This window comes from Calothrix rhizosoleniae SC01, from assembly GCF_900185595.1.
Classification (GTDB): Bacteria; Cyanobacteriota; Cyanobacteriia; order Cyanobacteriales; family Nostocaceae; genus Calothrix_A; species Calothrix_A rhizosoleniae.
Map to the genome: position 1 here is coordinate 1 of NZ_FYBH01000132.1, position 13045 is coordinate 13045.

Consider the following 13045-nt stretch of genomic DNA (forward strand, 5'->3'; position numbering starts at 1 on the left):
CGGATTTTAAAAAGTAACAAGCTATAAATATATTCTATCAATATTTGATGGATTTTGATTGTAAGTACCATGTACAAATAATTCGTTTAAGTTCATACCTCATCCCTAGAAAATACTGGAAATTATAGCTGAACCGCCATATTTATTTGATTTTTGTATAATGGGAAAATCATTAATCTTATTTAGTCGAAATTCTGGGCAAAATTAGCATAATTTGTGATGCAGTCACGTCCATTAACCCATGATCTGCTGCCTTAATCCTGATTGCCCTAATCCTCTTAACCCTGATGGCAACAATTTGTGCCAAACTTGTAGCACTCCCTTAGTGCCACTGCTGCGAAACCGTTTTCGTGTGATTAGGGTACTGTCTAATGAAGGAGGGTTTGGTAAAACCTATTTAGCTGAGGATATTGATAAACTTGACGAAAATTGTGTTATCAAGCAGTTAGCACCTAAATTTCAAGGGAGTTGGGCAATTTCCAAAGCAATGGAATTGTTTCAGAAAGAAGCGCAACGGCTGAAGCAACTGGGAGAACATTCCCAAATTCCCACTTTGTTAGCTTACTTTGAACAAGATAACTATATGTTCTTAGTACAGCAATTTATTAATGGGCACAATTTATTAAAAGAGTTGCAGTGGAAAGTATCTTATAGTTCGGAAGATATTAAAGACATTTTACTGAGTTTGTTACCTGTACTCAAATTTATTCACGATCGCGGAGTGATACATCGGGATATTAAACCACAAAATATTATCCGTCGTGAAAGTGATGGGCGAGTGTGCTTGATTGATTTTGGCTCTTCTAAGCAATTAACGGCAAGGGTACAAATGAAAATGGGTACTTCTATTGGTTCCCATGGCTATTCTCCCTTGGAACAAATTCGAGATGGCGCAGCTTATCCCGCCAGTGACTTATTTAGCTTAGGAGCTACTTGCTTTCATCTACTGACGGGTACTTCTCCGTTTCAGTTATGGATGGAACATGGTTATAGTTGGGTCAAAAATTGGCGTGGATATTTGCGGACGACAGTAGATAAGGATTTAGCTCAGGTTTTAGATGGTTTGTTGGAAAAAGATATAAAACACCGCTATCAGTCAGCAGATGAGGTAATTAAGGATTTAACAGCCAATTTAGAACCATTACCTTCCTTCTTCATAGAAGAAGAGATTGTCGCCACTCCTCCCCAACCATTACCAACTCAAGCTCCCACTGATCCCAAAAAATATGTCAAAATAATTAATATACTCACTGTTGTTGTTGCGATCGCATTATTGGGCTCAGGTGAATTTTGGTATCGCCAGTATCGCTATTTGGAAAGCCTTATTTCCTCTAGTATTAATCAGCCAAACCATAATTCTGTCAAAAATCCATCCCTTTTTCCCCCTAAATCTTCTATATCTGGAGAAAACTTTTCTTTAGGGAAAACCCTCTCGGCTGAATCTCAATCCATCACATCTTTTGCCTTTAGTCCAGATGGTAGTACTATTGCCACTGCTAGCAATAAAAATATTAAGTTGTGGAACACTAAAACCGGAAGGGAAATATCTACCCTGAATAGTCATTCCCAGCCCATTACTACCCTTGCTATCAGCCCAGATGGACAAACTCTGGTTAGTGGTAGTGATGATAAAACCATTAAGCTATGGAATTTAGCTACAGGACAAGAAATCAGAACTTTAGGGAGTCACTCCCATTCAATTAACACTCTTGCTTTTAGTGTTGATGGTCATATCCTCGCCAGTAGTAGTGTGGATAGAACCATTAAATTGTGGAATCTCTTGACAAGACAAGAGATCATAACTTTTAAAGGTCATGGCAAAATTATTACAAGTTTAGCGATCGCTCCCAATAAACAAGTTCTCGCTAGTGGTAGTGCAGATAGTACTATTAAATTATGGCATTTGGCATCTGGCAAACTAATTCGCACCCTCAAAGGGCATTTGGGCACAGTCACAAGTTTAGGGATTACCCCCAATGGCAAAACCATTGTCAGTGCTAGTTATGACAACACAATTAAACTTTGGCATCTCGAATCTGGCAAACAAATTACCACCCTCAAAGGTCATTTGGGTAAGATAAACTCCCTAGTCATTGCTCCTAATGGCAAAATTCTTGTTAGTGGTAGTGATGACAACACCATTAAACTGTGGAACCTCGAATCTGGCAAACAAGTTACCACTCTCAGGGGACATGAGCAAGGAATACGTGCCCTTACCTTTACTGAAGATGGAAAAACTTTAATCAGTGGTTCTGAGAATGCAATGAAAATTTGGCAAGCTACTGATTAAAAATTAAATTATCTTTAGGGAACACCAGAAAATAAATTACCCAATTTCTGGACTTGAACTACTTGCTTCACTCCCCCTGCTCCCTGCTCCCTGCTCCCTGCTCCCTGCCCCTCTGCCGCTATTTGCATCAGTCCGTATCTCCTACTCCACAAGACCATGTTTAATGGCAAAGCGTACCAACTCAGCGCGATTACTAGTCATAGTTTTTCGTAACAAACTACTCACATATTTTTCTACAGTTCGCGGACTCAGATGCAACTGATTTCCAATTTCAGCATTAGAAAGACCATAAGTCAAAATTTCTAGCACTTCTCGCTCTCTGGTTGTTAAAGAGGAGATCATTTGGGATGTCTCCAAATCAAATTGAGCGTAGTGATTTTCCTCAGCTTTATGGGAAGTAGTGGAAGTGGCAATATTTTCCCGATGATAACCATACTCCGCTTGAATTATTTGCGATCGCTCCAAAAGATTTTGAATTGCTGCACCCAATTCTTCCAACTCAAATGGTTTGGGCAAATATAGATCGCAGCCGGATTGATAACCTAAAATTCTTTCCTGGGTTTTAGTGCGTCCAGTCAACAAAATCACTGGTAATAAACGCCATGATGGTTTTTGCCTCAGTTGGCGCACCAATTCATAGCCATTCATTTTTGGCATCACAATATCAGTAACAATTAAGTCTAGATGATATTTCTCTAGTATATCCAAAGCTTCTTGACCGTCTTTAGCAGTCATGACTTTGTAACCAGATAATTCAAGATAATCACTAATAGAAAGACGAGTTCCTAAGTCGTCATCTACTACAAGAATATTTAGGGGTATGGACATTATCACCCTAGTATTTTAGCTCCAGAAACTTGTTGCGTTTTCAGTTCTAAATTATTTGGTAGGATTCTGTATTGTGCGTAAAAAGCCGGTTATACCGCGAACAGAAATAATTCCCCACCTTTATTACTGAGTTGTAAAAAACAGATATTTTATAGCTTTTAGATAGATAATTATCTTAGCAAGCTTATTGAATCAAGGCAAAAATCTATTTCTGCTATTTTTCCTCAAAACAAGGATGATTATCTGATTTTTCGGGGTATTCGGCTAAACAGACCCAAAACTAGCCTTCATCACGTGTGACTTTTCCGCAGTTGTAACAGAATATTTTCCAGCAAGAATTGATGATTGCGATCGCTTTCTCATTTCTATGTCTGTCCTTAATTATACAAATTATTGATGCAGCAGTTTCGCAGCATCCACATCTAAGAACAAAGTTGCTTGTATTTGTTGCCGCAGGATAGAAGCTGGACAATCCGTAGTAATATTACCATGTAACATTTGTTTCACCACCTTCGCTTTGCGTTGGGTTGGTGCTAGACAGATAATTTTGCGTGCAGAGCAAATCATGGGAATTGTCACGGTTAACCCATATTCCGGAACATTGAGTAGATTGGGGAAATAGCCGGTATCCACTTGCTGTTGGCGATTTGCTAGATCCAACTTGACTAGTTTCATCATGTATGGATCTTGAAATTCTGCCACATCCGGGTCATTGAAGGCTATGTGTCCATTGTTACCCATACCTAATAGACAAAGGTCTATGGGTTGAGCTTGTAATAATTGGCTGTACCGGGAGCATTCTGCTAAAGGCTGTAAAGTATCACCTTGGATGTAGTGAAATTTTTGGGGGTGAATATGATTTTCTACCCTATTCTGTAAATAGTAACGAAAACTGGCAGGGTGGTTAGCTGTAATACCCAAATATTCATCTAAATGAAAACAAGTAATCTTTTCCCAATCCACATTACCTAATGCGATCAAATCCTGCAAAAATTTGATTTGGGAATTTCCTGTAGCGAATAAGAGCCTAGCAGTATTTTGTCGGCGAATTACATCTTGTAGATAATGTTGGACAATTTCTGCAACTTGCCGCGACATTTCAATTTCTGAATTATAAACCTGTACCGTCAGATCATCGACACGAAAGATTTTGGGAGATGGCATTATTTCACTTTAGAGATTTAATTTATACATCAGAACAACATAAATAGCGCTACGCGCAAGTAATAAGTAATAGGTAATAAATAATAAGTTTACTGTTCATAGGGTTGGTACTTCCACAATGTTATACTATAGTCATTCAGTTTATTTTTTTGAATCAAATTAGACTTTTGAGGTGTTCTGAGTCTTGCTCAAAAATTAAATATTAGTCCGATAGTATTTCAAATATTACACTTATTTTATATGCATATCATTCTTCATATAACCCAAAAGCAACAATGGGAACAAGCAGAAAAAATTGGTATTTATCGGGGAGATACCTTAGATACAGAAGGATTCATCCACTGTTCTACTCCCAAGCAAGTTATTCCAGTCGCTAATCGATTTTTCCTGCACCAACAAGGATTAGTGATTCTATTTATTGATAGCGATCGCGTGGAGGCAGAAATTCTTTATGAAGAAGCTGAAAAGCAGGAAAATTTCCCTCATATATATGGTGCTTTAAATATAAGTGCTGTATTAAATGTATTGGATTTTCCTGTAGGTGACAATGGGTATTTTCAATTATCCCCAGAGATCAAAACCTACTTCCAAAGTATGAAAATCATAGATATCTAAAACTAATCAGCTACTAATACAATATATTTAAATTCAGCAATATTGTGGTAAATTTAATACAACTGTTGAGGCTCACTTAACTGATATAATTTTAACACCAAACCTCCGCTGTAACCGTATTCCTTTCATGGAAAAAGGGATATATTTTTGATTCTCATAATTGATGTTTAAACTAATAGATGTCTTTTGGGCTTATATTCTGATTGGAGTTTTACTGATTGTGGGACGACTAATCAGACAGCGTGTTCCCATCCTCAAATCTCTATTTATCCCCAGTTCTGTTGTAGCTGGTGTAATTGCCTTACTATTGGGACCAAGTGCTTTGGGGGAGATTGTCAAAATAACCGTTAGTCCCGACTCACCCCTAGTTAATGGTATATTTCCCCCAGCCATAGAGACAGTCTGGAAACAGTCACCCAGTATTTTTATCAATATTGTCTTTGCTACCTTATTTCTAGGACAGACAATTCCTGGATGGCGGATTATTTGGCAGCAAGCTTCACCTCAAGCAGCTTTCGGACAAGCTTTAGGCTGGGGACAATATGTGATCGGATTATTATTAGCGATCGCAGTCTTAACACCTGTTTTTAATTTACCACCCATTGCGGCCTCTTTGATTGAAATTAGTTTTGAAGGGGGACATGGGACTGCTGCGGGCATGGCAGAAACTTTCCAGAAATTAGGCTTTGAGGCTGGTGCAGATTTATCCTTAACTTTAGCTACAATCGGATTGATTTCCGGAATTATTTCTGGTACTTGGTTGATGAACTGGGGTAAACGCACGGGACGGATTCAAATTAGCCGGGAAACTGCTCCAGAGTTGGGAATTGATGAAGATAGTATTCACAGCAATACACAAGAAAATACAGGGACTATTGAAGCCAGAAAAAGATTATTCCGGGATCTATTAATCGATCCCATTTCCCTCAATTTTGGTTTTGTGGGATTAGCTATTGCTTTTGGTTGGTTGATTTTGCAAGCACTACAACTCCTTGAGTCTCTCACTTGGGGAAGAATAGATGGATTAAAACTCATACCCTATGTTCCCCTATTCCCCATTGCCTTGATTGGTGGTATTCTAGTGCAAATTATGTTAATACGCATCAACCGGAGCTATGCCGTCAGTCGTCCCCTAATGGAGCGCATAGGTGGATTAGCCTTGGATGTGACTATTATCACAGCATTAGCAACTATTTCCTTAACGGCACTTGGTCAAAACTTACTTCCCTTAATTATTCTTGCAGCTGCTGGTATTGCTTGGAATGTTTGTGCATTCATATTTTTAGCCCCACGCCTCATTCCTTTTTACGCTTACGAACGAGGTTTAGGTGACTTGGGACAATCTATGGGTGTAACAGCAACAGGTATATTATTGTTGCGAATGGTAGATCCTGACAACCGTTCTGGTGCATTTGAATGCTTTGCTTACAAGCAACTACTATTTGAGCCAATTCTTGGTGGTGGCTTATTTACTGCTGCTGCACCACCTTTGATTAAGGAATATGGAGCCGTACCAATATTATTCATGACATCAGCAATTTTGGTATTTTGGTTAATTTTTGGTATTTGGAATTGTCAGCAATTACAAAAAGCAGTTTCATAAGGATTCAGGCTTAAACAATAGGAATCAACAAGAGGTAAGAAATTTATTTACCAATCAGCAACTAAACATTCTTGCAACTGCATTTTTATTCTATCCGCATCTAATCGCCATCCAATAAAAACTAGTTGATTATAAGGAGAAGTAGTCCATCGATCACTTTGAAAATTAGAACGCCTACCACAAAGTTGAAAAATGTGACGCATTTGGCTTCCTTGATACCAGAGAATCCCTTTACCCCGAAATATATTTGATGGTAATTTCTGATCCAAAAACCTGCTAAATTTCTCCAAAATTAAAGGGCGGTCACTTTGGAAACTAACATACATAAAATCGTCAATTTTATCATGGTTAATATCAGACAAATTAACACAATGATATTGCAAGGAAGTCAAATTAAGGGACTTATAATGATGCTTGCCCACATCTAAAATCAAAGGTAAAGGAACCTGCCCATACTCAGAATGTAGAATTACTGCTCCCATCTTCACTGACTTGATATACTCTTCAATCTGTGTAATTTTAGTTTCTGTCACTAAATCAGTCTTATTCAGCAGAATCATATCACTATAAATAATTTGATTCAATGCTATTTTATTCTCAACTTTATCAGGGTTAAAATTGTCTACATCCACAACTGTAAGCATAGAATCTAAACGAGTTTTATTGCTTAATGAACTACTCAAAAAAGTCATCATTAAAGGCACGGGTTCAGCTATCCCCGTAGTCTCCACAATAATATAATCTATATCCTGTTGTTCTAAAACTTGATTTACCGCATCAGTTAAACTACCATTGATAGTGCAACAAATACAGCCATTACTCAGTTCTATTATTTGCTCATCAATAGAAACTAAAAGCTGACTATCAATATTAATATCGCCAAATTCATTTACCAAAACAGCTACTTTTAAATCCTGGCAATTTATTAAAATATGATTTAGTAAAGTGGTTTTCCCACTTCCCAAAAATCCTGTGATAATTGTTACTGGTATTTTTATAGTATTTTTAAGCACTCTCAATTTATTGATAACTGCTAAACTTCACTCATCATCGATAACTTAATATTACCCAGTCAAACTATTCCCAGAGTTGGTATTGCTAAATTTCATTTTCGCGCTATCATGATAACGATTCTCATTCTATTTTGTCATGGTCAGCTCAGTACCTCAGTCCCAAGATAGTCGTCACAAGCAGAACTCAGAAAGATTAGAACACATACGTCATACCTGCGCTCACATCATGGCAATGGCTGTACAAAAGCTGTTTCCAGGGACAAAGGTCGCTATAGGGCCAGTTACTGAAACGGGATTTTACTACGATTTTGATTGTCCGATCGGTATTACTGTGGATGACTTGGGTAAAATTGAGACTGAAATGCAGCGAATAATCACGTTAAATCTACCAATTATTCGTGAAGAAGTAGCAAGAGAAGAGATTAAGGCAGAAATTGTAGCTTTACATGAACCCTTTAAATTAGAAATATTAGAACGTATTCCTGTTGAGGAAACAATTACTCGCTATTTTATTGGTAATCCTGATGGTGGAAAAATAGAACCATCATTGTTTGCTGCAAGTGCTTTATCTCCCACTGAATACTGGTGGGATTTGTGCGCCGGACCCCATGTAAATTTTACGGAAGAAATTCACCCGGATGGATTCAAATTATTAAGTGTAGCGGGTGCATATTGGCAAGGGGATGAAACTAAACCCATGTTGCAACGTATTTACGGTACAGCTTGGGAAACTCCAGAAGCATTACAAGTATATTTACAGCAAAGAGAAGAAGCATTACGACGGGATCATCGTAAATTAGGGCAAGAACTGGATTTATTTAGCATTCAAGAAGATGCTGGTGGAGGATTGGTATTTTGGCATCCCAAGGGTGCAATTATTCGCTACATAATTGAAGATTACTGGCGAAAATCTCACCTAGAATCTGGTTATCAATTGTTGTATACTCCCCACATTGCTAATTTAGATTTATGGAAAACGTCTGGTCATTTTGACTTTTATAATGAGAATATGTTTGATTCCATGGAAGTGGAGAAACAGGCTTATCAAATTAAGCCAATGAATTGTCCTTTCCATGTTTTAACCTACAAAAATAAGCAGCATTCCTATCGGGAATTACCCCTAAGATGGGCAGAACTAGGAACTGTTTACCGTTATGAACGTTCGGGAGCATTACATGGTTTAATGCGGGTACGTGGTTTTACCCAAGATGATGCTCATGTTTTTTGTTTACCCCACCAAATAGCAGATGAGATTTTGGCAGTTTTAAATCTCACAGAACAAATATTATCTGACTTTGGCTTTGAAAATTACGAAGTAAATCTTTCCACCCGTCCTAATAAATCCGTGGGGACAGATGAGGTATGGGAATTAGCAACTACGGCTTTAAAACAAGCATTAAATACTAAGGGATGGGATTATCTAATTGACGAAGGTGGTGGTGCATTTTATGGACCGAAAATAGATATTAAAATTCGAGATGCAATTGGTAGATTATGGCAATGCTCCACAATTCAGGTAGACTTTAATTTACCCGAAAGATTTGACATGGAATATGTCGCTAGTGACAACACAAAACAGCGACCAATTATGATTCATAGAGCAATTTTTGGCTCGTTAGAAAGATTTTTTGGGATTTTAATTGAGAACTATGCTGGTAACTTTCCCTTGTGGTTAGCACCAATTCAATTACGATTATTACCTGTGAGTGATGAAGTCAGAGATTATGCAGAATCAATGGCTGCTGATTTACGTACAGCAGGTTTTAGGGTAGAAGTTGACAGTAGTGGAGAAAGGTTAGGGAAATTAATTCGTACCGCTGAATTAGAAAAAATTCCTGTAGTTGCGGTAGTGGGTAAGCGAGAAGTGGAAAATCAAACTTTGAGTGTACGTACCAGAGAAGCCGGGGATTTAGGAGCACTGTCAGTGAATGAAGTCGTCAGTCGTTTACAAACTGCGATCGCATCTAAAACCATAATTTAAGGTTTAGTGATATGAATTTCAAGTTTGACAAACAATCTCAACCCAGTAATTCACAACAAACTCAGCAAATTAAGCAATGGGTTTATCAGGCTTTGAAAATTAATCAAGAAATTCCCATCTCTCTTAGGCAATTACAGTGTACAGAATTTGATTGTCCACCTGTGAAAACTGCAATTAATGTAATGAATAATTTCTTACAGCAGTACAAAATTCATAAAAGTATGGCTGAGATTGAATATGCAGACATTTCCCAATTGTTAGAGACGTAAATTCAACAAGCTGTGTAGAGTGATCCAAAATCCAAAATCTAAAACCCAAAATCTAAAATCTAAAATCTAAAATCATATGACTCAAGTCACTACACCCCAACCTGATATTATTCCTAATATTCCCAAGCGAGGAATGCCTGTCACCATCATTACGGGTTTTTTAGGAAGTGGAAAAACTACATTACTCAATCAAATCCTACATAATAAACAAGACTTAAAAGTCGCTGTCTTGGTGAATGAATTTGGAGATATTAATATTGACAGCCAATTACTAGTCTCCACAGAAGACGACATGATGGAATTAAGTAACGGCTGTATTTGTTGTACCATCAATGATGGATTAGTTGATGCTGTTTATCGAATTTTAGAAAGAGATGACCGTGTAGATTATATGGTCATCGAAACCACAGGTGTGGCCGATCCATTACCTATTGTCTTAACCTTTTTAGGGACAGAATTACGGAGATTCACTTCTCTTGATTCTATTCTCACTGTCGTTGATGCGGAAGCCTTTAATCGGGAACATTTTCAAAGTGAAGCAGCTTTAAAACAGATTACCTATGGTGATATTATTCTTCTGAATAAAACTGACTTGGCTACTCCAGAAAAATTGGCAGAATTAGAGAGTTTTATCAATGAAACAAAAGCAAGCGCGAAGATTCTACATACTACCTATGGTCAGGTAGCTTTACCATTAATTCTCGGCGTAGACTTAGTACAAACAGATGAATATGCTTCTTTGGTGGAGGAAGATGAGCATCACCATCACGATCATCACCATCATGAACATGAGCATGAACACGAACATCATCACCACCACCATCACGAACACGAACATCATCACCATCATTCACACCACTTAGAGAATGATGGCTTTGTTTCTATCTCTTATCAGAGCGAGAAACCTTTCGATGTCTATAAATTTGAGCATTTCTTAAACGAGCAAATGCCAGAAAATGTGTTCCGAGCAAAGGGTATTCTGTGGTTTAGTGATAGCGAATTACGCCATATATTTCAACTCAGCGGTCCTCGTTATCAAATCGATGGGGAAGAATGGTCAACTACACCGAGCAATCAGCTAGTCTTCATTGGCAGAAATCTGGAAAAAAATGAGATACATTCTCTTTTAGATCAATGTTTGGTATTATGAAGAAGTATTAAGAAAAAATTAGTGATACTAATTCTGTATGAGGATGCACTTAATCGCCCTCACTCTTAAAGAGCGGGGATACCATAACAAAGCCCACTTGTGTGGGCTTCATTCGTTGTATCCTTATAAAGAAATAGTATGACTTCTAAGTAATCATACTCACTAATCATCAACAACTATCAGAGCAATACAATGACTTTATCATTTCGTCCAGAATTCAATTCTGCCGAACAACTTATTGCGTCTCAATCTACTCAACAAAAGCCACAAGTTACAGAAGCAGAGATGATGCAAGCTGTACGAACTTTGTTGCTCGGATTAGGTGAAGATCCAGATAGAGAAGGATTAAAAGATACACCCAAAAGGGTGATGAAAGCTTTACAGTTTCTCACCAAGGGATATCATGAATCTTTGGATGAGCTGTTAAATGGTGCAGTTTTTACAGAAAGTGCAGACGAAATGGTTTTAGTGCGGGATATTGATATTTTTAGTTCCTGCGAACACCACATTTTACCAATAATTGGCCGCGCTCATGTGGCTTATATTCCCAATGGGAAAGTGATTGGATTGTCAAAAATTGCCCGTATTTGTGAAATGTATGCACGACGTTTACAAGTACAGGAAAGATTGACTTTACAAATTGCTGATGCACTCCAAGGATTGTTGAAACCCCAAGGTGTTGCGGTGGTTGTAGAAGCTAGTCATATGTGTATGGTGATGCGTGGGGTGCAAAAACCAGGCTCTTGGACTGTTACTAGTGCAATGCGGGGTGTATTTGCAGATGATTCCCGTACCCGTGAGGAGTTTATGAATTTGATTAGACATACTCCTCAGTTCCATTAATTCATAACTTGAATTTATAACTTGAATATAGGCAATGGGAAATCAACTCAATCCATTGCCTGTTAACCTAGTTTTAGGATTTGTAAGTAGTGGTAAAACAACTCTAATTGAATATTTAACTCATAAATAAGAGATTCCCGTACAGGTAATCCCCAATAAAAAGTTTTAAGCGGTGGTAGTTGCTGTATTTACACGCGATCGCCCATTATGCTCGACGAAGTTGTTAAATTTTAAGTTTGAATTTTCACCTAATTGTAATACTTTAGTTTCCTCACTATAGGTCATTCCCACTTTTAAGCCGCTACGCGATTGCGCGGAAGCGGCAAATGGACACACTATCCCGATACAAATGAAATTCCTCAAAGTTGCGTCGGATTAGGTGCATCCCCATAAACAACTTGCGGGTCGAAGGTTTTCTCTATCTCCGTAAACTGCAAGCTTACCCCTTTTTCCTCAGAAACTGCATTGTTTCCCACAGGAATACTACGATAAAAGCAAGAACGATAGCCGACGTGACAACTTGCACCGGAACCCGCAACCTCAACCCGCATCCACACACAATCTTGGTCATCATCAATCAATAATTGTCGGACTTTTTGTACCAGTCCGCTTGTAGCACCTTTATGCCATAATTGCTGACGACTACGACTATAATAATGAGCTTCCCCTGTTTCAATAGTTTTGACTAAAGCTTCCTCATTCATGTAAGCGTGCATTAGCACCTCACCAGTATTAACATCGGTTGTCACCACGGGAATCAACCCGTTACCATCAAATTTAGGAGCAAGCTGGAAACCTTCTTCTACCTGTTCTACAGAGATGCGGGGACTAAATAGTTGATTCATAACCAGAAGTTTTAACTTGGATATAATTAGGCATGATAATCATTATTATTCAAAATTAGTCCAAATATCCTATCTACTCCAACCTAATTTATCTGTAAAAATTCTGTAGAAACTTTACTGCTAGCATTGAAATTAGCAATACTCCAGGGAGTTGTTTCACGATAGCGCGGAGCGCCCGCCGTAGGCGAGCGCTGCCATAAAAATTTACCCTTTGATAAATTATCCCGCAATGGTGAAACTGATAACTGATAACTGATAACTGATAACTGATAACTGAAATGACTGTATTGACTAGCACAAAAATCACCCTTGCATTAGCACGATTTAAACTAGTCACAGTAAAGCTTTTATCTTTTTTGGAGATATCTAATATACAGGTTATTTTTGTTAGAGAAGTCTACGGCTTTTTACATCGCAAGCACTTACTCGCGACTCCATTACACT

Annotated in this window: 11 protein-coding genes; 7 read left to right on the plus strand and 4 right to left on the minus strand. The window is 38.0% G+C overall.

What is annotated here, in order from left to right; translation table 11 throughout:
• Positions 1–241 precede the first annotated feature (241 nt).
• Positions 242–2290 (plus strand): serine/threonine-protein kinase, encoded by a 2049-nt coding sequence (locus CALSC_RS07980; protein ID WP_088240839.1) that lies wholly within the window; start codon positions 242–244, stop codon positions 2288–2290.
• A gap of 141 nt (positions 2291–2431) precedes the next feature.
• Here the strand turns inward: CALSC_RS07980 and CALSC_RS07985 are convergent, their stop codons facing one another.
• Together CALSC_RS07985 and CALSC_RS07990 are read right to left on the minus strand one after the other, a co-directional pair.
• Positions 2432–3112 (minus strand): response regulator transcription factor, encoded by a 681-nt coding sequence (locus CALSC_RS07985; RefSeq protein ID WP_088240849.1) that lies wholly within the window; start codon positions 3110–3112, stop codon positions 2432–2434.
• A 396-nt stretch (positions 3113–3508) separates the two neighbouring features.
• Positions 3509–4282 (minus strand): glucosamine-6-phosphate deaminase, encoded by a 774-nt coding sequence (locus CALSC_RS07990; protein WP_088240840.1) that lies wholly within the window; start codon positions 4280–4282, stop codon positions 3509–3511.
• Positions 4283–4522: 240 nt separating this feature from the next.
• Here CALSC_RS07990 and CALSC_RS07995 point away from each other — a divergent pair, with 240 nt between their 5' ends.
• Both CALSC_RS07995 and CALSC_RS08000 read left to right on the plus strand, forming a co-directional pair.
• Entirely contained in the window at positions 4523–4897 is a 375-nt protein-coding gene (locus CALSC_RS07995; RefSeq protein WP_088240841.1) for a DUF952 domain-containing protein, read from the plus strand.
• 163 nt (positions 4898–5060) lie between these two features.
• The gene (locus CALSC_RS08000; RefSeq protein ID WP_088240842.1) at positions 5061–6500 is read left to right on the plus strand and encodes a sodium/glutamate symporter; all 1440 of its coding nucleotides are present in this window, start codon (positions 5061–5063) and stop codon (positions 6498–6500) included.
• Between the two features lie 47 nt (positions 6501–6547).
• Here the strand turns inward: CALSC_RS08000 and CALSC_RS08005 are convergent, their stop codons facing one another.
• Positions 6548–7513 (minus strand): CobW family GTP-binding protein, encoded by a 966-nt coding sequence (locus CALSC_RS08005; RefSeq protein ID WP_235006721.1) that lies wholly within the window; start codon positions 7511–7513, stop codon positions 6548–6550.
• Positions 7514–7649: 136 nt separating this feature from the next.
• Between CALSC_RS08005 and thrS the strand changes: the two genes are divergently transcribed.
• From thrS to folE, 4 genes are all read left to right on the plus strand, one after another.
• Positions 7650–9494 (plus strand): threonine--tRNA ligase, encoded by a 1845-nt coding sequence (gene thrS / locus CALSC_RS08010; RefSeq protein WP_088240844.1) that lies wholly within the window; start codon positions 7650–7652, stop codon positions 9492–9494.
• An 11-nt stretch (positions 9495–9505) separates the two neighbouring features.
• A complete protein-coding gene (locus tag CALSC_RS08015; RefSeq protein ID WP_088240845.1) occupies positions 9506–9763 on the plus strand; it encodes a hypothetical protein in 258 nt (85 codons plus the stop codon).
• Between the two features lie 76 nt (positions 9764–9839).
• Positions 9840–10913, plus strand: coding sequence for a CobW family GTP-binding protein (locus tag CALSC_RS08020; RefSeq protein ID WP_088240846.1), 1074 nt, complete (start codon positions 9840–9842; stop codon positions 10911–10913).
• Between the two features lie 192 nt (positions 10914–11105).
• Entirely contained in the window at positions 11106–11756 is a 651-nt protein-coding gene (gene folE, locus CALSC_RS08025) for a GTP cyclohydrolase I FolE (protein ID WP_088240847.1), read from the plus strand.
• Between the two features lie 359 nt (positions 11757–12115).
• Here the strand turns inward: folE and hisI are convergent, their stop codons facing one another.
• A complete protein-coding gene (gene hisI / locus CALSC_RS08030; protein WP_088240848.1) occupies positions 12116–12601 on the minus strand; it encodes a phosphoribosyl-AMP cyclohydrolase in 486 nt (161 codons plus the stop codon).
• Positions 12602–13045 lie beyond the last annotated feature (444 nt).